The organism is Burkholderia sp. 9120 (genome assembly GCF_000745015.1).
Classification (GTDB): domain Bacteria; phylum Pseudomonadota; class Gammaproteobacteria; order Burkholderiales; family Burkholderiaceae; genus Paraburkholderia.
Window position 1 is genome coordinate 204,577 of record NZ_JQNA01000001.1, and the last position, 26,720, is coordinate 231,296.

General features: G+C 63.6%; 28 protein-coding genes. 4 read left to right on the top strand and 24 right to left on the bottom strand.

Going from position 1 to position 26,720, the window contains the following annotated elements:
* Nucleotides 1–232 precede the first annotated feature (232 nt).
* From FA94_RS00890 to FA94_RS00920, 7 genes are all read right to left on the bottom strand, one after another.
* A complete protein-coding gene (locus FA94_RS00890) occupies nt 233–1,099 on the bottom strand; it encodes an aspartate/glutamate racemase family protein (RefSeq protein WP_035545983.1) in 867 nt (288 codons plus the stop codon).
* Between the two features lie 30 nt (nt 1,100–1,129).
* Nucleotides 1,130–2,611, bottom strand: coding sequence for an NCS1 family nucleobase:cation symporter-1 (locus tag FA94_RS00895; RefSeq protein ID WP_035545985.1), 1,482 nt, complete (start codon nt 2,609–2,611; stop codon nt 1,130–1,132).
* A gap of 332 nt (nt 2,612–2,943) precedes the next feature.
* Complete coding sequence (locus tag FA94_RS00900) at nt 2,944–3,696, bottom strand: GntR family transcriptional regulator (RefSeq protein WP_035545987.1); 753 nt, start codon at nt 3,694–3,696, stop codon at nt 2,944–2,946.
* Between the two features lie 319 nt (nt 3,697–4,015).
* A complete protein-coding gene (gene ldcA / locus FA94_RS00905; RefSeq protein ID WP_035545989.1) occupies nt 4,016–4,942 on the bottom strand; it encodes a muramoyltetrapeptide carboxypeptidase in 927 nt (308 codons plus the stop codon).
* Between the two features lie 27 nt (nt 4,943–4,969).
* Complete coding sequence (gene tadA, locus FA94_RS00910) at nt 4,970–5,536, bottom strand: tRNA adenosine(34) deaminase TadA (protein WP_408304685.1); 567 nt, start codon at nt 5,534–5,536, stop codon at nt 4,970–4,972.
* 68 nt (nt 5,537–5,604) lie between these two features.
* Nucleotides 5,605–6,006 (bottom strand): DnaJ family domain-containing protein, encoded by a 402-nt coding sequence (locus tag FA94_RS00915; protein WP_035545992.1) that lies wholly within the window; start codon nt 6,004–6,006, stop codon nt 5,605–5,607.
* Between the two features lie 160 nt (nt 6,007–6,166).
* Nucleotides 6,167–6,769: a 2'-5' RNA ligase family protein gene (locus tag FA94_RS00920; protein WP_035545994.1), complete on the bottom strand. Its 603-nt coding sequence runs from the start codon at nt 6,767–6,769 to the stop codon at nt 6,167–6,169.
* 173 nt (nt 6,770–6,942) lie between these two features.
* Between FA94_RS00920 and FA94_RS00925 the strand changes: the two genes are divergently transcribed.
* Together FA94_RS00925 and FA94_RS00930 are read left to right on the top strand one after the other, a co-directional pair.
* On the top strand, nt 6,943–8,154 hold the full coding sequence (locus tag FA94_RS00925) for a putative DNA modification/repair radical SAM protein (RefSeq protein WP_035545995.1): 1,212 nt from the start codon (nt 6,943–6,945) through the stop codon (nt 8,152–8,154).
* 9 nt (nt 8,155–8,163) lie between these two features.
* Nucleotides 8,164–9,645 carry a UdgX family uracil-DNA binding protein gene (locus FA94_RS00930; RefSeq protein ID WP_035545996.1) on the top strand — a complete coding sequence of 494 codons (1,482 nt, stop codon included), beginning with the start codon at nt 8,164–8,166 and terminating at the stop codon, nt 9,643–9,645.
* A 51-nt stretch (nt 9,646–9,696) separates the two neighbouring features.
* Here FA94_RS00930 and FA94_RS00935 read toward each other — a convergent pair whose 3' ends face one another.
* The 17 genes from FA94_RS00935 to FA94_RS01015 form a co-directional block, all read right to left on the bottom strand.
* On the bottom strand, nt 9,697–10,248 hold the full coding sequence (locus FA94_RS00935; RefSeq protein ID WP_156126477.1) for a hypothetical protein: 552 nt from the start codon (nt 10,246–10,248) through the stop codon (nt 9,697–9,699).
* 11 nt (nt 10,249–10,259) lie between these two features.
* Nucleotides 10,260–10,730, bottom strand: coding sequence for a hypothetical protein (locus FA94_RS00940; protein ID WP_035545999.1), 471 nt, complete (start codon nt 10,728–10,730; stop codon nt 10,260–10,262).
* Between the two features lie 84 nt (nt 10,731–10,814).
* Nucleotides 10,815–11,300, bottom strand: a complete 486-nt coding sequence (locus tag FA94_RS00945) for a YbaB/EbfC family DNA-binding protein (RefSeq protein ID WP_231584815.1) — start codon at nt 11,298–11,300, stop codon at nt 10,815–10,817.
* 12 nt (nt 11,301–11,312) lie between these two features.
* Nucleotides 11,313–12,722, bottom strand: coding sequence for a Do family serine endopeptidase (locus FA94_RS00950; RefSeq protein ID WP_408304681.1), 1,410 nt, complete (start codon nt 12,720–12,722; stop codon nt 11,313–11,315).
* 15 nt (nt 12,723–12,737) lie between these two features.
* A complete protein-coding gene (locus FA94_RS00955) occupies nt 12,738–12,953 on the bottom strand; it encodes a hypothetical protein (RefSeq protein WP_231584816.1) in 216 nt (71 codons plus the stop codon).
* 85 nt (nt 12,954–13,038) lie between these two features.
* The gene (locus FA94_RS00960) at nt 13,039–13,233 is read right to left on the bottom strand and encodes a hypothetical protein (RefSeq protein WP_156126479.1); all 195 of its coding nucleotides are present in this window, start codon (nt 13,231–13,233) and stop codon (nt 13,039–13,041) included.
* Complete coding sequence (locus FA94_RS00965; protein ID WP_035546006.1) at nt 13,230–13,613, bottom strand: hypothetical protein; 384 nt, start codon at nt 13,611–13,613, stop codon at nt 13,230–13,232. The genes FA94_RS00960 and FA94_RS00965 overlap by 4 nt, the downstream gene beginning before the upstream one ends.
* 112 nt (nt 13,614–13,725) lie before the next feature.
* Nucleotides 13,726–14,604, bottom strand: a complete 879-nt coding sequence (locus tag FA94_RS00970; RefSeq protein ID WP_035546007.1) for a peptidylprolyl isomerase — start codon at nt 14,602–14,604, stop codon at nt 13,726–13,728.
* An 86-nt stretch (nt 14,605–14,690) separates the two neighbouring features.
* The gene (locus FA94_RS00975) at nt 14,691–15,137 is read right to left on the bottom strand and encodes a hypothetical protein (RefSeq protein WP_051980246.1); all 447 of its coding nucleotides are present in this window, start codon (nt 15,135–15,137) and stop codon (nt 14,691–14,693) included.
* Nucleotides 15,134–15,730 (bottom strand): YbjN domain-containing protein, encoded by a 597-nt coding sequence (locus FA94_RS00980; RefSeq protein WP_081935624.1) that lies wholly within the window; start codon nt 15,728–15,730, stop codon nt 15,134–15,136. Before FA94_RS00980 ends, FA94_RS00975 begins: the two co-directional genes overlap by 4 nt.
* A 77-nt stretch (nt 15,731–15,807) precedes the next feature.
* On the bottom strand, nt 15,808–16,506 hold the full coding sequence (locus tag FA94_RS00985; protein ID WP_035546008.1) for a hypothetical protein: 699 nt from the start codon (nt 16,504–16,506) through the stop codon (nt 15,808–15,810).
* An 11-nt stretch (nt 16,507–16,517) separates the two neighbouring features.
* On the bottom strand, nt 16,518–18,356 hold the full coding sequence (locus FA94_RS00990) for a putative porin (RefSeq protein ID WP_081935625.1): 1,839 nt from the start codon (nt 18,354–18,356) through the stop codon (nt 16,518–16,520).
* A 182-nt stretch (nt 18,357–18,538) separates the two neighbouring features.
* Nucleotides 18,539–19,237: a TonB C-terminal domain-containing protein gene (locus FA94_RS00995; protein WP_051980248.1), complete on the bottom strand. Its 699-nt coding sequence runs from the start codon at nt 19,235–19,237 to the stop codon at nt 18,539–18,541.
* A gap of 9 nt (nt 19,238–19,246) precedes the next feature.
* Nucleotides 19,247–19,657: an ExbD/TolR family protein gene (locus FA94_RS01000; RefSeq protein WP_035546011.1), complete on the bottom strand. Its 411-nt coding sequence runs from the start codon at nt 19,655–19,657 to the stop codon at nt 19,247–19,249.
* 19 nt (nt 19,658–19,676) lie between these two features.
* A complete protein-coding gene (locus FA94_RS01005; RefSeq protein ID WP_231584873.1) occupies nt 19,677–21,428 on the bottom strand; it encodes a DUF2341 domain-containing protein in 1,752 nt (583 codons plus the stop codon).
* Between the two features lie 105 nt (nt 21,429–21,533).
* Nucleotides 21,534–23,120 carry a ShlB/FhaC/HecB family hemolysin secretion/activation protein gene (locus FA94_RS01010; RefSeq protein WP_231584818.1) on the bottom strand — a complete coding sequence of 529 codons (1,587 nt, stop codon included), beginning with the start codon at nt 23,118–23,120 and terminating at the stop codon, nt 21,534–21,536.
* 377 nt (nt 23,121–23,497) lie between these two features.
* A complete protein-coding gene (locus FA94_RS01015; RefSeq protein WP_035546014.1) occupies nt 23,498–24,661 on the bottom strand; it encodes a TIGR03032 family protein in 1,164 nt (387 codons plus the stop codon).
* A gap of 410 nt (nt 24,662–25,071) precedes the next feature.
* Between FA94_RS01015 and FA94_RS01020 the strand changes: the two genes are divergently transcribed.
* Nucleotides 25,072–25,656, top strand: a complete 585-nt coding sequence (locus FA94_RS01020) for a hypothetical protein (RefSeq protein WP_035546016.1) — start codon at nt 25,072–25,074, stop codon at nt 25,654–25,656.
* A gap of 58 nt (nt 25,657–25,714) precedes the next feature.
* Complete coding sequence (gspK, locus tag FA94_RS01025; protein ID WP_035546017.1) at nt 25,715–26,713, top strand: type II secretion system minor pseudopilin GspK; 999 nt, start codon at nt 25,715–25,717, stop codon at nt 26,711–26,713.
* Nucleotides 26,714–26,720: the final 7 nt, after the last annotated feature.

Here is a 26,720-nt window from a genome sequence, read left to right on the forward strand (position 1 = left end):
TAAAATTCGCGTGGGGTTGTTTGGCGTGGGTTGGCGCGCGCTTCGGCCGACAGGTTGTGGCTGCAACTTTTGCCTGCAGGTCATAGCTGCAATGCACGGCGGCACGGGCGGAAACCCACTCAAAGCAGCGCCGGCAGCAGCGGCAGAAAGCTTGTCGCGACCCCAGCGCGGAGTGGGACCAGTGTAGCGAAAACACCCGGGTGCGCCCATACACCCGGGCAGATAGTGCGTGTCAGACTGAATGTATGTGCGAGCCCGGTTTTGTAGCGTTTACCCGCAGAAAATCAACGCTTTGCGCATTTTCTTGCGGGTTCGCGGCAGAACTTCCGCCAGACCCGCGCGGCACGCGCGGATTCGGGTCGACATCGGTCGGACTGAAGGATTCCAGCGCGCCGTCATAACGCTTGGCGAGCGGCCGCGCGTAGTCGCCACGCTTGGCCGTCGACAGGCGCAGCGCAATCAGCGCCTCCGTCCACTTCACGGCCGCCGTTACGCCTTCGATAACCGGTGCGCCCAGCGCGTCTTCGATCTCCGCGCACAATTCGGCCATGCCGGCGCAGCCCAGCACGATCGCGTCCGAACCGTCCTCGGCGAGCGCGCGCCGGCATTCGTCGAGGATGATGCGGCGCGCCGCCGAACCCGGCTTGTCGAGATCGAGCACGGCGACGTCGGTGGCCCGGACGTTGCGGCAAAAACGCTTCATGCCGTAACGCTCGGCGAGATGCCACGCCATTCCGCAAGTGCGCGCCAGTGTCGTCACCACCGAAAAGCCCGGCGCCAGCACGCTCGCCGCGTGCATCGCCGCTTCCGCGATGCCGATCACCGGACCGCGCGCCACCTCGCGCGCGGCGTACAGACCGGGATCGCCAAAGCAGGCGATCACGTAGCCGTCGCAACCTTCACGTTCGCCGGCCATGACTTCGGCCAGCAAGCCCGGCGTTGCGAGCGCTTCGTCGTAATAGCCTTCGATCGACGGCGGTCCCATGGTGGGATTCACCGCGATCACTTCGGTGCCCGGCGCGGCGACGTCGCGCGCGCAGCGACCCATCGCGTCGGTCATTCGCTGGGTCGTGTTCGGGTTGATCAGTTTGATACGCATATCGACTCCTGTTGCCTGCAGCGTCAAGACTCAGCGTGCGAGCACGCGATAGAACAGCGCAGCCAGCCCCGCGCCGATGAACCACGAGAAATTCGCCATACCGTCGAGCGCCGGCACCATCACGCAGAGCACTGCGATCAGCGCGGCCGGCAGCAACGCAGCCACGGCGCGGTAATTAACGCCGTTGCGATACCAGTACGAACCGGTGGGCGCGACCGTGTAGAGATCGTCGAGCACGATCTTCTGGCGCTTCACGAGGTAGTAATCGACGATCAGGACGCCGTACAAAGGTCCGATGAAACTGCCGAGGACGTCGAGCGTGTAGTGGATCACGGCCGGGTTGTTGAACAGATTCCACGGCGTGATGAAAATCGACGCCACCGCCGCCAGCATGCCGCCCATGCGCCAGCTGATCAGCCGCGGCGCGACGTTCGAAAAGTCGAACGCCGGCGAGACAAAGTTCGCGACGATGTTGATGCCGATCGTCGCGATCGTGAACGTCAACGCGCCGAGAATCACCGCGGTCGGATAGTCGATCCGGCCGACGGTTTCGACCGGATCCGTGATCAGCTCGCCGAACACCGGCAGCGTGGCCGCGGTCGTGATCACCGTTACCAGCGAGAAGGCCAGAAAATTGACCGGCAGTCCCCAGAAGTTGCCGCGCTGCACGCTGCGAAAGCTTTTGCCATAGCGCGAGAAGTCGCCGAAATTCAGCATCGGCCCGGAGAAGTACGACACCACCAGCGAGATCGCCGTGATCATCACCGGTACCACCGCCATGCCGTGATACTTCACGCCGCCCAGGTTGATGCCGATGTTGCGCCATCCCGCGCGATACACCATGTAGCCCGCGAGCATGAACATCACGATGTAGACGGCGGGACCGGCGAAGTCGATGAACTTCTTGATGGTCTCCATGCCATGCCAGAACACCAGCGCCTGCAACACCCACAGCAGCATGAAACCGCTCCAGCCAAGCGTCGACAGTCCCATGAAACCGTGGTGATGAACGTCCGCATACGGCAGCAGTTGCGGGACGAATTTCAGCACCACGATCACCAGTGCGCTCGACGCGAGGTAGGTCTGAATGCCGTACCACGCGACCGCGATCAGGCCGCGAATCACCGCGGGAATATTCGCGCCGAGCACGCCGAAGGTCGCGCGGCACGCCACCGGATACGGCACGCCGTTCGCCTGGCTCGGCCTCGCGATCAGGTTGCACAACACGTTGACGATCGTAATGCCCACCAGCAGCGCGATCAGCACTTGCCAGCTCGTCAGGCCGAGCGCGAACAGACTGCCCGCGAACACATAACCGCCGACGCTGTGCACGTCCGACATCCAGAACGCGAAGATGTTGTACGCGCCCCAGGTCTGGTGGCGCAACGGCGCGAGGTCTTCGTTGTAGAGCCGCTCGCTGTAGCCTGCGGGTATCGACGGATCGCCGGACGCGCCGTCTTCTCCGAATGCGTGAACTGCTGGAGCGCCGGGCGCTGCACTGAACTGAGCCATGATTCCTCCTTGGGATAGGGACCGTCGATAGCGAATCGAAGGACGTTGCATCGGCCATGCCAACCGCGCGCTCCCCGCTCACTCGGGAGCGAGGAAGCCGGCACTGTCTGGCCGCGCCGCGGGTGTCTCCGTACTGACGTACTTAGGGTTATCGCCTCGCCTGCCACCGCGGATGGCCGGCGCTGCGTCGCTGCTCGAGTTCCGTCTCCCGGCGACGGACACGCGTGCGCAAGCCGGCAGCGCTCACGACGAGCCGCCTTGCAACACCTGATTCGGTTCAGTTCAATTCAGTGCGGCGCGCACCACGAACGGGCGCGCATCGGCCGCCTGCCTCAGCCTGGCGCGGACTTGCTTCTGGACTTGCCGTTGGACGACTCTTTCGACGCGCTATCGAGCGCGCCGAACACTTCAAGCAGATCGGCCGCGCCGCGTGCGGGGCGCTCCAGCATCTTCAACTCGACGCTTTGCAAATGGCGCGACATCAGGGCCGCCGCCTCTTTGGCATCGCCGGCGTCGAGCGCGGCGAGAATTGCTTCGTGGTCTTCGAACGAACACGGGCTGCGTCCGAGCGACTCGTACAACGCCGAAATCAGCGTGGAGCGCGCCACCAGTCCGTTCAAACAATCGCATAGTACGGCGTTGCCGGTGAGGCCGGCCAACTCGGTATGAAACTCGCCCGACAGGCGGATCCACGCCGGAAAATCACGGGTTTCGAACGCTTTGCGTTCACGACCGATCATGCCGCCGATGTTCTTCAGACGCCGCATGCCGTGGCCGTTGCAAATCTTTTCCACCACCGCCAGTTCGATGATGCGGCGCATCTCGAACACTTCATGCACTTCCTGCAGCGACGGACTCGCGACGAACGCACCGCGATTCGGTTCGAGATCGACGAGGTGGTCGGTCGCCAACTGCGCGAGCGCTTGCCGGATCGGGCCGCGCTTCACGTTGAATACTTCGCACAACTGGGCTTCGGTCAGCTTGGCGCCCGGCGCGAGCCGATGCTCGAGGATCGCGGCGCGGATGCGCTCGGCGATCGCTTCAGGCTTCGAACTGTTGACGGCCGCGGGATCTGTGTCGGACATGATGTGCGTCTCGGTATGTTGGTCATCATAGGATGGACATAAAGATTGTCAACAATTTTTATCTTGAATATCGACAATCGTGAGGAAGGTGCGGGGCTGCAGGGTAATGCGTATGGCGGTAAGGCCTGTTCGGCTTCAGTATCAGTTTAAATAGGCGGCTGGATGGCTGTCTATTGGCGGCTGTTTTTGTCAACAAAATCGCGGGACATTCACGGTCTGGCTGCAGCGCTGGGCGCTTAAAAACCTGACAGTTAGTTGCGTTGCCAACCTAAAAAAAGCGGGCCAAACGCCCGCTTCCCTACTCCACGCGGCCTCACCTTCAGGCCAGCATCGGATACCCCGACAAGTTCAGTTTGAAGCCGTGCGCATCCGCGACGAGGTGGGCGTCCGCCCCCACCGGCAACGTCAGCATGTTGTGGACATGCCCGAATTGCAGCCCGGTGACGACCGGAATGCCGATCACCGAGCGCACTTGCTCGATCATCGCGTGCAGGTCGTAACCGTTGTCGTAGTCGTAGGCTTTGCCGCCGGAGAAGTCGCCCAGCACGAGCGCCTGTTGCTGCGCGAGAATGCCGGACAGATGCAGTTGATAGATCATCCGCTCGACCCGGAACGGCTGCTCGTTCACATCTTCCAGAAACAGGATGCCGCCTTGCACCGGCGGCATGTAAGGCGTGCCGATCAGCGACGTCAACACCGCCAGATTGCCGCCCCACAACATGCCTGAGACGTTGACCGCGTGCGCTTGCGGCGTAGTGCCGGTCACGGTCATGGTCGGCTTCGTCAGCGCCGACCAGAAGTGCTGCATGGTGAATTCGCTGAGTTCTTCGGCGCCGAAATCGCTCGTGATCATCGGGCCACCGAAGGTCTTCACACCGGCGCGCGCCAGCAGCGCAAGCTGGATCGCGGTGAAATCGCTATGTCCCACCAGCGCGACCGGCTGATCGGTCAGCCGCCGTTGCAGCCCTTCGTAGTCGAGACCGTGCAGTATCCGCGCCGCGCCGTAGCCACCACGCACCGCCAGCACAATGTCAGGCAGCGCACGCGCCGGATCGGCGAGCCGGTTCAGATCGGCCGCGCGCTCGCCGTCGGTGCCGGCGAACCGCTGATAGCGACGCTTCGTCACCTCCGCGCCCTCGACGCGATGCCCTTGCGCATGAAAGCGCTGCAACGCGCGATGCACCGCTTCCGGATCATGGGGATAGCCGGACGGCGCGATCAGTTCGATGGTGCGATGGACGGTCATGGGCGAAGTCCGTTCGATGTTGTTGTGTTAGAGCGACTCAGCCGAGCCTGGTGTGCTGCTTGTGCTAGTTGTGCTGGCTTCGGCCTCGGCCCGCGCCGCCGCACGCGCTTCCCGGCTTGCGCGCCGGCGTTCGGCGAAGAACGATTTGAGCGCGTCACCGCATTCGGTTTCGAGCACGCCGCCAGTCACCGACGTGTGATGATTCAATTGCGGATTCGCAAACGCATCGACGACACTGCCGCACGCGCCGGTTTTCGGATCACGCGCGCCGAACACGACGCGGGCAATGCGCGCGTGCATGATCGCGCCCGCGCACATCAGACACGGTTCGAGCGTGACGTAGAGCTCGCAACCCGGCAGGCGGTAGTTCTCGACAGTCTGCGCAGCGGCGCGCAACGCGACCATTTCGGCATGCGCCGACGGATCGTGCGCGCCGATCGGATGATTGAAACCGGTGGCGATGACGTCGTCGCCGCGCACGAGCACGGCGCCGACCGGCACTTCGCCGGCTGCGCGCGCCTGTTCGGCGGCGGCCTGGGCGAGCGCCATGAAGCGGCGATCGCGTTCGGAGATGGGTGGAGTCGACACGGCCAAGGCGTCGTCAAGCTCGGGGACGCTATTGGCCGAAGGTGTGGCCGAGGCACAGCCAGTCAGCGGCCCGCTCACCGCGAACCCGCATCAGCCGCATTGAGATTACCGGCGCGCTCAGACAGGCGCTCGGCAATACGCCGGCAGTATTCCCGTGGCAGCACCAGCGGCCCGCCGCGCAGCGACTCGAGCGCCATGTCGAGCGCCAGCATGCGCGCCTGCAAACGGCAACGGGTGGTGGGGTCGCTCACGGCATTCAGCTCCGCTTGCAGGTCGCGCAACGCGCGCAACTGCTCGACAGCGGGCGGCACGAAACCCGCGTTTTTCAGAATCCGGTTGGCGACGCGCACCTCCTCCGGGACCAGTGCATCGTCCCCGAGCGGCAGCGGCGCACCTGCGCCCGGCAAAGCATCGAACTCGCCACGCGCGGCTGCGGCGGCAATACGCTGTTCGACTAGCGCGTCAAGCAATTTCATCTGCAATCCACTACGTTGCGGCCCGAGCATTCTATCAGGGAGCCGGCGACGGTTTCGGCTCGCGGACCGACGAAACCCCCTGGTTTTCAGATTCCATGTATTTCAGGGGCATAGCGGTGTGGTCGAGACGGCAGCGATCGCGGAGACGCCGCACGCGCCGTCAAACCACGCCGGCCAGACGCCAGCGCGCGAGCACGACATGCCGGGTGCGCCCGAGCAAACTGTGCATCAGTGCAAACTCACGCACGTTCCAACTGACGGGTTCGATGGGACGTGTCGCCGCCCAAGGCATGCCGTAGGCGAGCGTGACGTGCGGCGTATAGGACACCGCCGGAGATACCGCAGCCTCCCCCACACGCGCGTTTGGCAGCGCCGCCACGAGTGCATCGTGAAGCGCATGCAAACCGGCCACGCCCTCGCCGCCTCCCAGCACCAAGGGTCCCGGCCGGGGCCGCGTCGCGAAGCTGACCACCGAATCGAACTCGACGGTAAAAGGCTCCATGCGAATGGATGCCGCCGCCTGCATCGCCGCGTCGACGTGCGCCTGCGGCAGACCGCCCGCGAAATTGCCAAGGTGCTGCAACGTGACGTGCAAACGACCCGCCGCAAGCGGCTTGCTGCGCACGCGCGCTTCAACGCAAAGCTGTTGCGCGAACTTCGCGATGCCGGTTGCCGTATTGGGATCGGGGAAAACAGCGAAAAACAGGCCGTCTGTCGGCGTGGGCGGCGCCTCGAGCCCAGGCAGCCAGAATTGTTCAGGCATGGTGGTCCTGACCCGGTAAAGCCGGCATGACGGTAAATCTCCGTTGATTGAGAGTGTCTGGATGCGAGCCGCCGATCAAGCCGCTGAGCGCGCACTTGAGACGGCCAAAAACCGCTTGCGCAAGTCAGCGGCTTACGTACAATACTGTACATCCATACAGTATTGGCGGCAACGTGGAATTGCTTAAGAAGCTGGAGATATTGGCCGACGCAGCGAAATACGACGCCTCGTGCGCGAGCAGCGGCGCGCCTAAACGCGGATCTCGTGCGGTAGACGGTCTGGGCGCCAGTACCGGCGCCGGCATTTGTCATAGTTTTACGCCAGACGGGCGCTGCGTCTCGCTGCTGAAAATCCTCCTCACCAACTTCTGTCTGTACGACTGCCAATACTGCGTCAACCGGCGTTCGAGCAATGTGCCTCGCGCGCGCTTCACGCCGGAGCAGGTCGTCACCCTTACGCTAGATTTTTATCGGCGCAATTACATCGATGGTCTGTTTCTCAGCTCCGGCATCATCCGGTCGGCGAACTACACCATGGAGCAGCTTGTACGCGTCGCGCAATCGCTGCGTGAGGACCATCAGTTTCGCGGCTATATTCATTTGAAGACGATTCCAGACGCCGATCCGCAGTTGATTGCGCACGCCGGGCGTTACGCCGACCGTTTGAGCGTGAACATTGAGTTACCGACCGACGCTGGCCTCGCGCGACTTGCGCCGGAAAAGAACGTCCGCACCATCAAGCTTGCCATGGGGACGATCCGTCTCGCGCAGGAAGCGGCCCACAGTGAAACCGGCGCGCCCAGCTTTGCGCCTGCCGGGCAAAGCACGCAGATGATCGTCGGCGCCGATCAGACGAACGACAGCACGATTCTGCAAACCGCCGGCACGCTCTACAGCGCCTACAAGTTGAAGCGGGTGTACTACTCGGCTTTCAGCCCGATTCCGGACAGCCCTTCCGCGTTACCCGCCCAGGCACCGCCGTTGCTGCGCGAACATCGGCTTTATCAGGCCGATTTTCTGTTGCGCGTCTATGGTTTCAGCGTCGAGGAACTGTTCGAAAAGCCAGGTAATCTGTCACTTGACATCGATCCTAAGCTCGCGTGGGCGCTCGCCCATCGCGAACAATTTCCGGTCGATCTAAACCGTGCGCCGCTCCGCATGATCGCGCGCGTGCCGGGCATCGGGCTACGCAACGCAAAACGGCTGGTCGAATTGCGGCGTTCGCGGCGTGTGCGCTATGAAGACCTCGTGCGCCTGCATTGTCCGCTACAGAAGATCACGCCATTCGTCGTGACGCAGGACTATCGTGCGGCAATGCACGATGCGTCGTCCGCGCAATTGCGCCGGGCCTTGACAGCGCCGCCGGTACAACTGGCGCTGCTTTGATTCAGCATCATGCATACCGTTCTGATCGACGACCACTTCGCCGCCTGGCGCGCAGCGTCCCTCAAAGCGTTGAATCAAGGCCTGACTCCGGAGGCGATCGAATGGCGCGTCAAGCAGACGCCCGAGTCGCCGCAAACTCAGGCGTTGTTCGATTACAGCGAGGTTAGCGACGTCGCGCCGTCGCCCACTCGCGGCGTGCAGGTGTCGAAGGAATTGGCGGCACTTTTGCGAGACGCCGCGCTGTTTCGCGATCCGCAGCGCTGGGCGTTTTTATACAAAGTGCTGTGGCGCTGGCAACAAGACGACCGCACGGTCGCGTCGCCGGCCGACGCGGATGGCGCGCGGCTCAATCGCATGGCAAAAAGCGTGCGTCGCGCGCAGCACGACATGATCGCCTATGTACGGTTTCGCAGGCAGACAGCGGCCGCGGCGCACGCCCCCGAATACATCGCGTGGTACGAACCGGAGCACGACGTGCTCGGCTGGGCCGCCGAACATTTTGCCCAACGAATGGGGCGCTCGACATGGATGATCGCGACGCCGCACGGCGCCGCGTTCTGGGACGGCAGTCAACTTCATCTGGAACAGCGGCGAGCGCTGCCGGGCGAGCAGCACGGCAAAGCGGTGGACGACGCCGAAGCGCTTTGGCTTGCCTACTACCGCAGCACGTTCAATCCGGCGCGGCTGAACGAAGCCGCACTCGAACAGCACATGCCGGTGCGTTTCTGGAAGGGCTTGCCGGAGGGTCAACTGATACCCGCCATGATCAGCGAGGCGAAAAGTGGCGCGCGTCGCGTGGCGCAAGCGGGCAGCGTCGGCGCGCTCAGCGGCAAATCGATTCCGATTGAAGCGGAATTCGCGCAACCGGCTCGGGATCCACCCTCATCGCTCGAGTCTTGCCGGCGTTGCGAACTATGGCGCCACGCGACCCAGGCAGTTGGCAGCTCAGGGCCACGCGACGCCCGAATCGTGCTGATCGGCGAGCAGCCCGGCGATCAGGAAGATCTGGCCGGCCAGCCGTTCGTCGGGCCGGCGGGTCAGTTACTCGAAATCGCGATCGCGCGCGCGGGTTTGTCGCGCGCGCAGCTTTATCTGACTAACGCGGTCAAACATTTCAAGTGGGAACCGCGCGGCAAACGCAGATTGCACAAAACGCCCGGGCAGCAAGAAATCGCCGCCTGCGGGTATTGGCTCGAGCGGGAATTGCTGGCGGTGCGCCCAGTCGTGATCGTCGCGCTCGGCGCCACGGCGCTTAACGCGTTGCTGCAACGAAAAGTCAGCCTGAGGGACTATACCGGCGCACCTTTTGAAGTGGCGGGCGCGTGGGCCATCGCGACCTGGCATCCGTCGTTCGCGCTAAGGCAGCAGAGCGACGCGGCTCGCGACAAGCTGCTGGAGGAGATCAGCACCGCACTCATGGGCGCGCGTCGGCTAGCAGAGGAATCCGTCGCCTCCAGCGCGCGAACGCGACACGAATATCCAGAAAATTAAGCGTCAAAGTCAAACAGAACTCCGCATGGGCCGTTATCTTCCGGCATGCGTTCATTGCCAGATCAGTCCGCGCAGCCAAAACAAAAGAGCACCGGCAACATACACCACCGTGGAAATCGACATCGGCAAATCAGGCAGAAAAATAAGGAGCGAGATGGGAAGAATGAAAATCCCAATATTGAAGGCGATCAAACTCCATTTGATATAAAAGTCCCGCTTTTTTTTCGCACGCGTGAGCGCGAGTTCGTTATTTTTCGCCTCCTCCGCGGTCACACTAGCTGGCGGCCTGAAGTCGCGCGTGTTGAACATCTTCGCGTAGAGCGCACCCATTACACATAAATAAAAGCACGCGCAGCAGAGCGCACTCAATGCCATGATCGCGGACTTCACATGAAAGTCCAACATGCCACCGATCATTACGCCAACGCGCGGTATGTGCGAGAAGCTCCTCGACCCGAGTTCATCCTCTTTGACAATACAAACAGCGGCAAAGTACAGACCCGAGAAGCCAAAAAGAATCGAACACAGCAGCGGCATTCCATCTTCTACCGCGTCGTCCTTATTTGGAAATTTCCTGTCAAGTGGCGGCGAAGCCTTGCTCATAACGCCTCTTCTTATAAGACGTGATTACACTTGACGCAACGATTCAATGGATGGCTTTGGCAGTAATCCGCGCCGCACCCCGCGCAATGTCTGGACTTCGAATTCGGTTTGAATTGATGCGTATTATTCGGCATATCGCACGTCAGCAATATGGGGTTGCCGATGCCGATAAATCCCAGGTTGGCGAACTCCACTTGCAGCGCGTGCGTCACTGAGGCAGTCAGCCGTTCCTCCAGTTGCGCCGGCGTTTCGCCCTGCTCCAAACTGTCAAAATCGACGGCCAGCGCACGTGTCTTCAACGCATTTATCAAGACTGCGACGGCCTCCGCCAGAACTTCCTCATCGAACGTGCCTCCTGGCTTCATCGTGGTGCCCTCCCGAACGGGATTTGTCGAGCGTAGATCGATAACCTTCAGGTGCTTGTCAGCAATGAATTGCCATTCAATGACGAGTGCGTCCACGACCATGGCGTCGGTGAGCACACCGGACAGTCTTGTCCCCGTTGGAACGTGATGTTTCTTTAGCTATCCCGAGAACGTAGGCGGCATATCGAAGTCTGTCAAGGCTCATCGGTACGGGTTTGTGATACCCCGCACAGTTCCCGCATCCGGATTCGCCGTCAGCCGCAACCTCACCCTCAACGGCTGACGCATATCCGCCGGCGGCGCGCCCGAAATCGGATGCACGGTCAACAACTGCTGCAAGGTCGCATCGGCCTTCGGATCGCCGAGCGAGTCGAACTGCACCTGCGTGACCGCCCCATTCGCGCCGATCCATGCGCGGACCACCAGCGCGGGCGGCGGCGCATCGGCCTTCGCGTTCAGCACCCGGTCTTCGAGAAACTGATGGAACTGGTTGGCCGCGTCGTCGTTCGCTTCGAGCGATGCCTGAAACTGCTGGCCCACACGCTGCGCGTAATCGATCCACGGCTGCGGCACATCGAGCGTCTGCGCCGCGGCCAGCGCGCTCCAGAACAGCGTACATATAACAGCGACCCTGCGCGTCCATCCAGACAACTTGCAGCGGGTATTGCAGTCGATATTGCGCTTCATGACGATTCCCGGTTAGTCCGGATCCATGGGAAGGTAGAGACGCGAACCGCCGCGCTGCACGAGCAGCGCGACCGTGCCATGCGCCGCGCCGATTTCGGCGATCAGCGCGTCGATCGTCGCGACCGGCGTGCCGTTGACCGACAGCACGATATCACCGGGTTTCAGGCCGACACGCGCCGCCTGACCGCTGGCCTGTTCGACCAGCAGACCACGGTCGACGCCGAACTGCTGCTGTTCCGGTCCATTCAGCGGCCGCAAGCTCAAGCCGATACGCGCCGGCCCCTTGGGGTTCGCGCTCGATACAACACCGCTGTCGAGCGCGCCCACCGCAACCTGAATATGCGTCCTGGCCCCCGCGCGCCAGACGAGTAGATCGGCCGTCTGCCCCGGATTCATTCTGGCGATGGTGCCGAGCAGATCGACGGGATCGGCCACCGCCTCGCCATCCACGCCGAGCACGACATCGCCGGCGAGCAGTCCCGCCTGCGCGCCGGGTCCGCCGGCCTCCACCATACTGATCAGCGCGCCGTCCGGTTGCGCCAGTCCGAACGAACGCGCGAGCGCCTGGCTCACTTCCTGCAACGCGACCCCGAGCCGTCCGCGCGTGACCTTGCCGGTCTTGAGCAGTTGCTCCTTCACGTCGAGCGCCACGTCGATCGGAATCGCAAACGACAATCCCTGATACCCGCCCGTCTTCGAATAGATCATCGAGTTGATCGCGATCACGCGGCCGTTCAGGTCGAACAGCGGGCCGCCCGAGTTGCCCGGATTGATCGGCACGTCGGTCTGAATGAACGGGATATAGCTCTCGCCCGGCAGCGACCGCGACTTCGCGCTGACGATACCTTGCGTCACCGTATTCGCGAATCCGTACGGCGAACCGATCGCCATCACCCAATCGCCGACCTCGGTGCGCGCCGGATTACCGGTGACGACGGCCGGCAGATTGCGGGCGTCGATACGGATCACCGCGACGTCCGACAGCGCGTCGCTGCCGATCACCGTGCCTTTGAACTGGCGCTTGTCGGTCAGCTTCACGTCGACGGTCGTCGCGTCGCCGACCACGTGCCGGTTGGTCAGAATCACGCCATCCGGACTCACGATAAATCCCGAGCCGAGACTCACCTCTTCGCGATTGCCGATCACGCGCCGCGCGAGGAACGGGGCAAGCGGATTGCCTGGCGCGATACCGGGCGGCAGTTGAATGCCCATCTGCGTGACTTCGCGCGTGACGCTGATGTTGACCACCGCCTGACCATAGCGTTTGACGAGCGCGGCGAAATTCGGCACCGTCAGCGAGGCGCTGTTTGATGTGCCGTTCGATGCGCCCTTATCCGCCGCGCCCGGATTGGCGGCCCAGACCGCGGTGCCCACGCACATCGACATCAGCACGACACCGCCCCGCGCTATCCGCGTCTTCACCGCAGCCCCCATACGTCAGCCACGTCGACGAGCGAAGAGAATCAGCGCGCGCAGTTCATCCATCGAGAAACGGCCGTCCAGCGCGATGGTGCCCATCTGCCAGTCAGGACAGTCGCGCAACGCATCCCACGCGACCCAGCCGCCCCGGCTGCGCAAAATCCGATGCGCGGTCGATTCGATCACCTTCGCGTCGATTTCGACCACGTCGTCCATCTTGTCCGACGCCATCATGCGTATTCTCCCTGCTGTTTTGCCGCGTTATTCCGGACCGGTCGCCACCATCGCCGCCGGCCCGGGCCGAGCGCGGCATTGACCTCTACGTCTCGTCCCACAACAGCACTTTGACGCGGCTGCGTGATCTCCTCGTTGCAGCGCGACGCTTGCGCTCGACCTTGCTGAAAAGCGCGTCGCCGCCAGACTCATCGACGCCGTCACGCACGGCGTCCTCACTCGACGAAGCGTCGTCCTGCCGCTCGTCCGCGCCGAACTCGCGCATCGGGTCATGCATCATTTCGGCGGCACCGCGACCGGCGCGGCGGGACGTTGCGGCGTCACCGAATTGCCCCAGTTCGTGCCGAACCGGTTACGTTCGGTGGACAGATTGAACGTGCCGAGCCGGTTCGACGGCGCGTTAGCCGCGGCTTCCGCCGCCGTCTGCGACGCACCGGCCTGCACCGTCGACTTCGGCTTCAGTTGTGAGCTCAGGCAGTCGTACGACAGCGCACGCTGGCCGTCCACTTCGGCATCCACGCACACCGGCGTCGTCGCCGACGCCGCTGCGCCGGAGGAACTCGCACGCGGCGCGCCGCCTTGCGCATAGACTGCGCCGGCCGATACCGATACCGATGCCAACGCAACGAGCACCACCACGATCAATCGACGCAGATTCATTGCTCTCTCCAGTCGGCGACACCCTGCGCGTTCGCGCACCGCTGCGCCGCTTCGCGCGAAATACCCGCGCGAAGTGCGCTTCAACACAAACCTGCTCTGCCGGCCGCGTCGATCACTGCGCCGCGGCCAGCGCCTTCTTCAACACGTCCTCGTTGATCGGCGTATTGCCGGCCAGCTTCGCGACATAAGCCTGAACGTTCTGCTGCAAACGTTGCGCGCGCAACGTCGTGCGGATCGACTCCTTGACGTCGGCCAGCGGACGCAGCGTCGCGGCCTTCACCTCGATCAGTTTGACGACGTGAAACCCGGTCGGCGTCTGGACCGGCGCGGACACCTGACCGGGTTTGAGCGCGTCGGCGGCCTGACGGATCGCGGGCAACAGCATCGTCTCGGGCACGACACCCATGTCGCCGCCGTTCGCCGCGCTGGTCTTGTCCTGCGAATTCGCTTTGGCGAGCGCGGCAAAATCGCCGCTACGCGCGCGGCCGGCGAGATCGGCCGCCTGCTTGCGGATTTTCTCGAGCGTCGCCGCGTCCGAATTAGCCGGTGCATCGAGGTAGATCTGCGCGAGATGCAGCGCGCGCGGCGCAGTGAACGCCGACTGATTCTGGTCGTACGCCGACTGGATTTCCGCGTCGGACGGATAATCCGCCGGCGGCGCATTCACCGAAGCCAGATAGCTGCGAACCACCACATCGCGCTGCGCCTGCTCGAGCGCCGTGCGCACTTGCGGCTGCTTGTCCCAGCCCTTCGCCTTGGCTTCGGCGAGCACCGCTTTCTGCGCCAGCGTCGAGCGCACGAGTTGGTCCATCGCGCCGGGGTCCGCCGCGAGCCGCGTGCGCCCGTCGGGATTCAGCGACTTCAGCAGCGCTTCAATATCGGCCTGCGTGACCGACGCCTGCGGCGCGTTGGCGATCACATCGCTTTGCGCCATCGCGACGAGCGGCATCATCGACACAAGCCATCCTGCCAGTACGAATTTCTTCACCATGACTCCTGCTGTTACCTGAATGCTGTCATCACCGGCACGCGCCCCGGTTGGGACGTGCCCTCTGCACGGGCGGCCAGAATCGCGACCTACGATTCAGCCGACCGGTTCATTGCTGCATGCCCGCCCAACTGCACGACGACCGGCTGAATCATGTCGCGCGGCGGTGCTTTGCCGATGCCTTTGCCGACCACCACCAGGTGAAGATCGGCTTCGATTTCCGGCAGGCAACGCGGCGCGCATTCGATCCGCTCGATGCGCCCGCGTGCGTCGAGCCAGGTCTTCAGCCGCAAGACCCATGGCTCGTTGTCCGCCACCGCGCTTGCCTGTTGTTCGAGCGACGCGCGAAGCCGGCAGGCGGCGCCATCCGCGCCGTCGAGCGCCGAATGCAGCCGCCGCGCAACCCGTTCCGCGTAATGCACCCACGCGACCGGCGCGTCGCCGACCGCCACCGCATCCGGTTTCACGCGCAGGTTGCCGCCGAGAACCGACAGCAGCGCCGCGCCGAACGCCTTCATGCGACCCGCGAGGTTCATTGCGCGAGCGCGCTCTCACGCGTGCCGTTTTCGCGCACTGCCGAGTCCGTGCCATCGCCAACGGATGCGGCGCCTGCGGTTGCCGTCGTCCGCGCATCCGTCTGCTGCTCCGCCAACGCCGGACGGTTACGCAGATGCAGCAGAAGCTCCTGAATCAGACGGTCCCAGAGTTCGATCGTCGAGCGCAGATAGCGCCCGGTCACGCCGCCCGCGACGATCACGTCCATCTCCAGCGCCAGAAAAGGCCCGTGGTCGGCGAGACGCGCAAAACGCTTCGTGCGGTTCCAGCTCGCCACCAGTTCCATCGGCAAGTCACCTTGCACCTGCAGCACGCAGCTATGGGTGTAATCCAGATAGCGGACCGCGGCCGGATCGGTCGCCGCAGTGGCGTCCTGCGCGGCGTTGCCGAAGCGCACCGAAAAGCCGACGCCCTGGCTCGCGCTCATCAGTTGCACCGCGCCGTTCTGTTCGGCCACGGTCACGCGATAGCCGGCCGCCTTCAGGATTTCCGCCAGTCGATCGATGCTCACCGCTTCGATCAATTCGCCGCCCGGCAATTGCTCGGCCACGGCCTTGGTCTGTTTGTCGCTCATGTCGATGCTCCTACGTCGATTAGGTTGCTAACGGCCCGTTCCGGGCAGTGTTTTTTTGTGTTCTCGCGCTGCCTGTGTCATTGCGCGGCGGCAGATCCCGAAGCCGCGTCCTGAGATGCAGACACCGCTGCCGATGCCGCTACCGACCGCGCCGCCGGATCGTATTTGCCGCTGTAAAGCGCGTCGCCGTAACGCTGTTCGATCTCGTCGTATTTCACACGCGAGCCTTGTGCGAACGGCTGACGCGACGCGAAGAACGAGCCGAAACCGACATGCTCATAAGCGTCCAGAATGTCATGCCCCACGCGATACAGATCCGCGTTCTTCGCCTGACACATCTGCAGGCGCGTATCGCGCAGCTTCGCGTCGTTCTGCAGTTGCGCGCGTTGCGCGTCGCGTGCTCGCGAGACCGTCAGCAGGTCCTCATAAGACGACTTGTATTTCGCGAGCTGCTGGGCGTCCTGCGCATGACTGCTCTTCTCCACCGACAGCGCCCGCTCGGCCGCTGCCTCGCCGCTCGATTTGCCACTCGCGGCCGCAAGCTGCGCCTGCGCGTCCTTCAACTGTGCCTGCGCCGCATCGCGCTGCTGCTCGGCGGCGGTTTTGTCGGCCTGAAGCTGCGCCTGATTGTCCTGAAGCTGACGCAGCGTTTGCACCGTGGAACGTAATTGCGTGCGCAACTTGTCTTCCATGCTCTGCGCGTTGGCACTGCCGCCCACGAACATGAAAGCGCCGGCAAGCGCCGCGGCAATCAGGCCATAACGAACTGTTTTCATCCCGACTCCCGTCAGAAGCGCGCGTTGAGCTCGATCTGCAGCACGTCGATCGAAACCGGCGGCCCGTAGACTTCCTTCGCGCTGAGATAGCGTGCCGACAGCCACGTATCGCGCGCCACCGCATACGACGCGCCGAGAATGTAGCCGCGCGCATTGGTGCCGCCCAGATGGAAGTCCGGATCGTTGAACGCGTCGAGCGTGGCGTCCGGCTGCAGATACTTGTAGGCGACCGAGAAATTCCACTGACCCTTGGTGCTCGGGTCCGGCTCACCGAACGTCACTTTCGCGAGGTAGCCGTTCGGGCCGCTGCGATAGTCGGACTGGCTCGCATTGACCGTGGTCGCCTCGTAGTTGTTCACCGGCAGCGACGCCGCGCCGAACGCCTTGTTGGTGTTGTAGGCCAGATTGCGGACGAACTCGCCGTCCAGTCTCACCTTGACGCGATCGGCCAAGACCGTGTCCCATTGCGCCTTGATGTCGAGCAGACGATAGTTGTACGCGAGCCCGAAGAGTTGCGGCTCGGGCGTCATGCCCGGCGCGAGATTCGGGTTCTGCACGATGTTGCGCAACGCCACCAGCGTGTTGCCGCCCTGCAGGAACGCGGGCGCTTCGTTGTCGGTGCTGCAGTTCGTCGCGCCGAGGTACAGCGCGCAAGGCGACGACAGCGTGCCGCGCATGTTCTGGTAGTCGTAGTAGGCCAGCGCGCCCTTCAAGCGGTTCTGCTGGTTGATCTTCCATTCCGCGCCGACCTGCGCGCCGAACATCCACCTGGTGTCGCTGCCCACCTTGCTGGTGCTGTTCGACGGGAAGTTTTCCGACGTGTACTGAATCGGGAACACGCCGAAGGTGCCGAACAGCGTCACGTCCGGATTGATCGGCAATGCGTGACGGAAGCTCGCGGCCAGACCGTCCATTTCGAGGTCATTGGAGAACAGCAGGTCCGACGTGAAGAACGGATTGTCGAAGCGACCCGCCACGACGTTCAGCCACGAGTTCGGCTGATAGCGGAAAAACGCCTTGTTCAGCCAGATGTTCTTCTTCGCGAAGCCGCCGCCCGCGGTGGCGGTGGTCGACACGGGACCGTTGTCGTTGCCGCTCGCGAGCTGGATGCCCGCGCTGAATTCGTCCGACAGCAGCGCGGTCACGCCGAGACGCGCGCGATAGCGTTCGAGGTTGTTGCGGTTCTGCGTGGTGTTCTGCGTCGGCAATTGCGTCGTGTTGGTATTGCCGTTGATATCGAAACCGCCGCCCTGATTGATCGCCGCGAAGTTCGTTACGTTGTTCGCGTTGCGGCTGCCATAGAAGTGGAATTCGTCACGCACGCGCAGATCGCCGTCCAGTTTGATGCGCGACACCCAGTCGGGGAACGTGTTGGGTTGCGCCCAGTTCTCCGCCTTCGCTTGCGCGACCACTTCCTGCTTCACCTGATCGCGAATCTGGTCGCGCACGACCTGCGGCACGTACGGCACCGCGACGTCGCCCGGTTGCGTCGGCGCATTGACGACCGCCATGCCTGCCGCACCCGCCACGCCCGCCACGCCCGCCCCCGCCACCGTGCGCCCGGATGCCGCCTTGGCCTGCGCCGTTTCCACGCGTGCTTCGCGGATCAGGTCGTTGGCGTTCTGCTGCGTCAGCACGCCGCGCTTGACGAGCAGGTTGATCAGGTTGATCACCGTGCTCTCGGTCGGCGCTGCTGCGCCCGTCGCGGCCTGCGTTTCGAGCGACTGCGCGTGCGCACCCGTCGCGCACGACAGGCCCAGCGTGACCAGCGCCACGCTCAGGCGCGTGCCGGTCGTCGTCGATCCTCCGCCGCCGTAGCCGCGACCCCGTAGCTTCATTTTCCGAATCATCAATGCTCTCCGCGTAACCGCTGTTCTTTTGCCGGCATCGTCCGTGTGCGGACCTGCCACGTGTTTGCTGTGCTTGCGCCGCGTGGATGCGTGCGTGTGTGTCTGTCTGTGCCTGATCTTTGTCTTTGCCCGTGCCGCTTGCAGCCCGCTTGTGGCCAGCTTGTAGCCCCGCTATGCGCCCGTTATCCCGGCTTGCGCCCCTGCAGCTTCACCAGCACCGGATACGCCGTAGCGGGCGGCGGCGGCTCGTCGACCTTGCCGAGCGCCTCGACCGCCGCGACGACGGCGGCGTCGATCTTCGGATCGCCGGTGGTCTGCGCGATCGTCACCTTCGTGATGCGGCCCGACGGCTCCATCCACAGATTCAGGCTGCCGGTGAAGCGCACGCCGCCGACGTCCTGCACGCCCTTGTCCTGCTCGACCGCGCGCTGCAGCGTGTAGACCATGTACTGCGCGTAGCTCGCATTGCCGAAGCGTCCAACGTTGCCGCCGCTGCCCACGTTCCCCGAGCCGTCGCCCGCGCCGATGTTGAAACTGTCGGTGCCCGCCTGAGCCGGCGCGTTCATCGTCATCTGCTTCGGCTGGTTGTCCGACGGCCTGGGCGCTTCCGACGGCTTAGGCGCGACCGTCGGCTTATCCACCGGCGTCTTGACCTCGTCCTTCACTTTCTCCGGCGGCGGTTTCTGCGGCGGCGGAGGTGGCGGCGGCAACGGAATCACCGTCGTCACCTGCGGCGCGCTGATGCGTTTCACGCCCGTCGTATCGCCGGCGAAATGCCAGATCAGCGCACCGAGCGCCACCAGCGCCAGCACGATCGCGACCGGCTTGATGAAGCGGCCCGGACCCTTGCCGGAAGGGCCGCCGTTATAGGTCATTTCCATCGCGTCGCCCTAGCCGCCCTGCTTCGCTTTGCCGGTCACGAGACCGACCTGCGACAGATCGAGGCGCCGGAGCAGATCGAGTACATCCATGACCCGCTGATACGCCACGGCGGAATCGCCCTTGAGGACGATCGGCACATCCGGATTGCTCGCCTTCTCGGTGCGCAGCCGGCTCTCGAGTTCGTCCATCGTGACGGGGTACGCATCCAGAAAGATCTGCCCCGAATCGGACACGGTGATCGCCTTGGTCTTCGGCTTGGCGAGACTCGCCGACGAACTCGCCTTGGGCAGATCCACCTTGATCCCCTGCACCGAAGCGGTCGTCATGATGATGAAGATGATCAACAGCACGTACGCCAGATCGAGCATCGGCGTGATGTTGATGTCGTCGTACGGCTTGTCGTCGTCCTGAACCTGCATGGTGATCTCCCGTGTGCGTTCAGTCGGCCAGCAGCGCGTGGTCCGGACTGCGATGCGCTTCGGCCAGCCGCGTGACGAATTCGTCGACGAACACCTGCATGTTCGCGGTCACGTTCTTGTTGCGGATCAGCAGGTAGTTGTAGCCAAACAGCGCCGGAATCGCGACGAACAGACCGGTGACCGTGGCCAGCAGCGCGGCGGCGATACCCGGTGCGATCGCGTTGACGTTGACGTCGCCGGCGGCCGCGATCGCGGCGAAGGTGATCATCACGCCGACCACCGTGCCGAGCAGACCGAGAAACGGCCCGCCGGAAATGGCGATGGTCAGCAGCACCATCGACTTCGACAGACGCTGGTTTTCGCGCACGAGCGTGGCGTCCATCGACGCGCGGATCGCCTCGATCGACTCGCTGGTGATCACCGCGCGGCCGTTGTCGTCGACGCGGCTATGAATTTCGGCGACGCCCGCGCGGTACAGCCGGTACAGCGACGACTGGCGCAGGCGTTGACCCTCTTCGCTGGTTTCCTTCACGTGCGCGAGGCCGACCAGGTGACGGCCCGCCACTTCGCGAAAGCGTTCGACGAAGTAGTTGTTGGCACGGTCGACAAGGCCGACGTAGCGCCCCTTGTTCCACATCACGACCCACGAGACGACGGCCATGGCCAGCAGAATGCCGATCACCACCCACGCATCGACCGTCACCGACTGGACGATCACGCCGAAGTAGCCGAAGCCGAAACCCGACTGCTTTTCATCCGCGCCGTAGTTGATCAGCTTCGATTCCGAGCCTTGCGCCAGCGCGTCGAGCGCGATCAGCTCCGGTGAGCGGGCAATCTTCGACAGACGCAATTCGTCGAGCGAACCCTTGAAGTTGGCGAAGCCGGCGGGCGCGCCGGTCACGTCGCCGGCCACCGCGGCAGCGCTGGTCAGTGCGGGCAATGCCGCGGCGATCTGCGCGGCCTGTTTGCCGTTCACGTACACGGTGAGGTTCTTGCCGTCGGCGGTGACGGCGAGATGAGCCCATTGATTGACCGTCAATGCAGCGGCGGCGGATGTGCGAACCGGCGCCGCGGCGCCGTCGATCTCGGCGAACGGCACGCCGTTGTCGAGGCCGATCAGCAAAGCGTTCGCGCCGTCGCGGCGGCTATACAGCAGCGTATTGGCCGCCAGCGCCGACGGCTTGAGCCACACGCTGAACGTGAAGCTGCCGCCCGCGCTCACGTTCAGCGACGGCGTGGCCGGCAGATTCAACGCCGTGCTGCCGTCGAACTGCGCGCCCTTGCCGACGATGCCGTCTTCGACGGTTCGCAGCGGCGCGTTCTGCGCATGGTTCGCGTACGCGGTCGCGTCTTTCGGCGGCGAGCCGGACGGACTGTCGAAGTGATACACCAGCGTGTAATCCGGATCGAAAGTTTGCGACGGCTTGCTGCCGTCGGGCGCCTTCTTGTTGCCGTAGTACATCCAGATCGATTCCGCCGAGCCGGCCGGCATCTTCGTGATATCGACCCAGATGAGCGCGACGCCCAGCACCGCGTCGTACTGTTCGATGTCGAAGTTCAACGGCGTCTTGTCGTCGGCCGCGACGAAACGGATGTCGGCGCCGTTATCGGCCAGTCCATCGAACTGGAAATTGCCCGAGTGCAGCCGGATCAGCAACGGCACGCGACCGGCCGACTCCGTCAGGTTGGCCCCTTTCGGACCGGCGTCGATCGTGATCGCCTTGCGGTACGACCAGTCGTTTTGCCACCACGCGTTGGCGACGCCGGGCATCACGCCCAGCAGCGTCAGTAACAGGAGAAACAAGGCTCGCTTCACAATCCACTCCCCAAATGAACCGTGCCGGCAACGCGGCAAGGCACGAACAGAAAAGATCCTTCAGAAACCGAGGCGCACATAGAAATCAAAGCGCGGGCTGTACTGCTTCGTGTAGATACCGGCTTTCAGCGGCCAGCCCGCTTCGAAATCCGCGCTCGCATACTTGAACAGTTGCACCCGTGTCCCCACGCCGACGCTGAGCAGGTTGAAGCTCGCCGTCTGCTCCGGCAGCGGGCTGAGCAGCCACAGGTGCGCTGCGTCGACGAACGCATGAAAACGCCATTCGTTGATGCGGCTGCCGGCCGCGCCGCCGAGGTATTTCGTCAGCGACGGGCTGCGCAATTCGAGTGAGCCGATCACGCCGCTGTCCGCCGTGTCTTCCGCCTGCATGTAGCCGCGCACGCTGTTCATGCCGCCGGCCGCGAACTGCTCGCTCGACACCAGCGGCGAGTTCGCCAGTTGCGCGGTCACGTGCGCGTTGGCCTGCATGTCGTTGGCAAAATGCTGCGTGTGATTGACGTCGAATTTGGCGTAGAGAAAATCGGGCGTCGCGTTGTAGCGCTTGTTGTCCCACGCGCCCGCGTCGCTGCCGATACCGCGAATATTCGTGGTCAGCGACGCGGAAAACGCCGTTTGCGAGTTCTTCAGGCTGAGCTGGCCGGTGTATGAGAGCGTGACCGGCACGTAGGTCAGCGGCGACATGGACATCTGTCCGCCCAGACTGACGTTCTCGTCGTAATGCTTGCGATCGATCTCGATGCTCACCGACTGCGCGTAGGTGTCCGACGCCGGCAACGCATAGATCGCCGTGAAGCCGTAGGTCGTTCCCTTGCCGAGCACGTTGGTGCCGCCGATCGACGCCACATTGCTATCCGAATGAACCACCGTGGCCAGCAGGCTCCAGTTCGAATTCTTCAGCGGCGCCAGATACGAAAACGAGTACACGCGCGCGTCGTCCGGATGCTGCGGCGCGATCACATAGGTGCCCGAGACCACGTGGCCCAGTTGCCACAGGTTCGAATAGCTCAGCGTGGCGCTGGTGCGCAGCAGCGAGGTGCCCGGGCTGTTGTCGTTGTTCAGGTCGAGCGTGCCGTGCAGCGGACTGTGATCGTCCACTTTCAGATCGACGTCCACGGTCTGCGGCATGGCGCCCGGTTTCAGCACCGGAATTACCTGGCGGTCGGCCGTGCGGTTCAGATCGGTGAGCTGCTGCTGCGCGACGCCGAAGTCGGGCACGCTGCCTTCCGCGAGCGCCGGCACCGCGTCGCGAATGTTCTGCGGCGAGGAGTACTGCGCGCCTTCCACGCGCAGCCGGCCCACTTTCGCTTCCACGACCTGCAACACGATCACGCCGTTTTTGACCTGCTGCTGCGGCAACTCGACGACCACCGATTGATAGCCGCGATCCTGATAGACCTTCTGCAACGCATCGCGCGCCGCGTTGACGTCCGCCAGTGTCTTGCCGGGTCCTTCGAACGGATAGACCGCCTTTTCAATGTCGAGGCTCGGCAAGGTCGTATTGCCGCGCACGATAAATTCGTTCAGGTCGAATGTTTGCGGCGCGGCCGACGCGGACGTTGGCGCCGCCGCGCTCTGCGCATGCGCACCGGCCGCGAAACCCAGGCCACCGACGAATACCACGCTCATCGCGCCCATCGTGCCGATCGCGCCAGATACGCAGCGCCGCCGCGTGGCGCGTCTGCGTTGAGCCCATTCCCCGTTGGACTCCCCGCTCGAACCCTCGGGTGATATCCCTATCCCGTTCACTCTTGGCGGCATGCGCCATTCCCCTTTATTCATTCGGATCGTTGCCGCATCGGCGAGCCCCAATTCTTCGAGCCCGCTAGCACAGTTTCATTTCAGAAATGTTACTTTTAGTTGGCCATCCTAATCGTACGGCGGGTACTACTGGTCTCCGTCGCGATGATTCTTCAATCCAGCAAATCAATCCTTATCGCGCGTCCCTATCATCAAGACGAAACGAGCACGCCTAACCCGCAGGGCATATTTAAAAATTTTGCGATTTAGCCTTCCCGGGCCTGCGATTCGTCTTCCTCGCGTGGCCGTGTCTGCCAGAAGCCGCCCTTCATCGTCGCGATGGACGGCGTTTCCGCCCACTCCCGTGGACTCAGAATTTCGGCGCGCAGAATATTGGGCAGCACCTGGACATCGAATACTTCGTCCACGCCGTTGTAGAACTCCACGATCCCCAACACTTCGCCGCTGCGGCTATCCAGTGCCGCCACACCGGCCACCAGTTCATCCGTCCCACTCTCGATCGGCAAGCCCTGCGGCCCGCGCTTATCGCGCAGTTTCGACAGACCCACGAACATCACGCCGCGGTATTCGGCCAGACCGTGCACGAAGCCGGGCAAGCTCGCCACGACGCGTCGCGCGCCGTTGTGCACATCGATTTCAAGCACTTGACCCCGGCCGCCTTCGAGCACATAAAGGCGACCGTCGATCAAACGCGGCGAGTGCGGCATGGACAGTCCCGACGCGACGATTCGCCCCGACGGCACTTCCATCACGATGCCGCCGCTCGCCATGCCCGCGCGCCAACCGAACGGCGTGCTGGTGTGGCCGAGCGCCGTCGCATAGCGCACCTTGCCGTCGTGATAGGCCATACCGTTCAGATGGCAGCGATCGTCGGGGCCGAACTCCTTGACGAACGGCGGCTGCCAGATCGGCGTGAAATTGAAGTAACCGTCGATCACGCTAATGCACGAGTAGCGCGTATTGACCGCGAGCACGATCTGCTTGTCGAACACCATGTCGTGCAGATCGAGATCGCCCGTGTAATACGTCATGCGCGGCACGAAGATCGCGTCGTAGTAATCGGGACGAGCCGGATAAAGCGGCGCGAGCGACGGCAGATTGGCGAACACCATTAACTCGTGCATGGTGGCCACGGCGAGGCGGTTGCCGCTCACCGTCATGCCCATCGAACGCGGCAACCGACACGCGGACAACGTGGGCACGCCGTTTTCCACGCCGAGCAACGCAACGCCCGAGGGCCGGCGGCTGATCGCGAGAGAACATTGCAGCGACGCGAGCACATCGAGAAAGCGCCCCGTGTCGCGCAAATTGATGAATGGCGAGTCGGCGTCCGTCGCCACGGCGGGCGGCGATTGATCGCTCGCCGGATCCGGCTCACCTTCCGACTGATATTCCCCGAGGCGTTCCACGTTATTTATCCCAAGCTCTCGCGCTGCTTTTTATAAAGACCCGTCGCGACAGGCGCGCAGGCATCGCGCCCCGTACGGATTCATCGCTTCATGTGACCTGTCGACAGCGGCGTCCAGGTCCATTCGAGCGTTCCTTATTCCTAGACGGAAACAACCGGCCAATCCCGCAAACTATTTTTTGCACGTGGGATTCAAGCGGGATTCAAACGGGGTTCAGCAGAAAAATGCGGCCTGCATATTAATGATTGAACACAGTCCATCGTCGCTCGTGGATGCGTAATTTTTTGTGACATACGCAGAACATTCGTGTGAAGGAATCCTCGACGCCCCGAGAAACACGACGCAACGTGCGGGATAGACCGCGTCGCAACGTCCTATCAAATACAGGGACGACATCAGCGAGGAGATCCATGTTGATCACCACCATGCTTCTGCGACGGCTCGTCGCCAGGCTGACCGGCGCGCGCGGCGAGACGGCGGAGCGCAGTCCTCCGGGCGATCCGCAGGCCGGGAGCGACACCGCAGGCTCGCGGCGTTTGCGCTGGCGCATGCCGTGGCTCGCGTGGCAAGCGCTGTCGTGGGTTTCGCTGACGCTGCTCGCGCCGCCGTTCTGGGCGATCGGCGCCCTGCAGATAATCAATCCGCACAGCGACCAGCCGTTCTTCTGGAATGCGCTGATGGCGATCGTGCCGCTGGCCGGCGGCGTCACCATCGTGCTGACCAATCAGCAGCATTACCGCGCGCCATTCCGCAGTCATCGCGCGGCGGCGCTTTACTATTTTCAGCGCAGCATGGCGTTGAGCTGCCTGCTCGTGCTGCTTCTGCTGTGGAGCACGCATGCCATCGACGACCTCGTCGCGCCGCTCGCCATCGCCACGCCAGGCTCGCACCCCGCCGCGCTCGCGCTGTGGATGACCGGCCTCGTCGCCGCGTTCGGCATATCGTCATCTCTGCATGCGAGCATCCTGCACGTGTGGCTTGCCTTCCTGGCCTGAACCCTGGCTTGAACCCTCTTCATTGAACCCTCTTCACGCTCCGCGCGGGACCGACTCTATGCGCCTTCGAAAACCAGGCCGCCGCACGGGCGCCTCGCGGCAACGCGGCATTGCCATCGTGATGGTGCTGCTGGTGGTTGCGCTGGCGGCCACGCTCGCGGCCAGCGTGTTGTGGCGTCAGCAGGTTGCCCTGCGCGACGTGGAGAACCAGCGCCTTGCGGTGGAAACGATGTGGGCCGAGCGCGCCGCCGTCGAATGGGCGCGTGCCACGTTGCGTGCTCAGGCTGCGATATCGAACGTGGCTTACGTGGGCCAGCCGTGGTCCGCGCCGGTGAGCGAGGTACAACTGGTCAGCTTCCTCGCGCCGGGATCGAGCGCGGCCTCCCTCAATGGCGAGCTGTCGCGTGCCTCGATCTCGGGTAGCGTGGAAGACGCGCAGGCCCGCTTCAACCTGATGAACCTGGTGTCGCGCGCCGCGCCCGGCCAGCCCTGGCAAACCAACGCCGAAGGCTTGCTCGCCTATCGCCGCCTGCTCGGTGAACTGTCGCTCGATCCGGCGCTCGCGAAGCAAACCGCCGCGTACCTGCTGAAATCGCTGCGCGAAACCAATGGCCCAGACGGCTGGCCCTTGCAACTCGTGACGGTGGCGGATCTGTCGCGCGCGGCCGGCTACGACGACAGCACGAGCGCGGCGCTCGCGCCGTTCGTCACGATCCTGCCCGACCTGACCACGGTCAATGCGAACACCGCGTCGGAGCCGGTGCTGGTCGCCGCGATTCCGACGCTAACGCGCGTGCTCGCGCACCGGCTCGTCGAACGACGCAACACGGCGTACTTCGTCAGTACCGGCGATATCGCCGAGGTGCTGGCCCCGACCCAAAGCAGCGCGACCCTGCCCGATGGCGCGATGGTCGGCGTCAACAGCGGGTATTTCATTGTTCATTGCCGGATTCATTCCGGCCGGATCAATAGCCGGATCGATACGCTGGTGGCACGCTATGGAGTCGGCAATTTCAGCTGGACATCGGTAATCTGGGTGCATCGGATCACCGGCTAACCAGGGC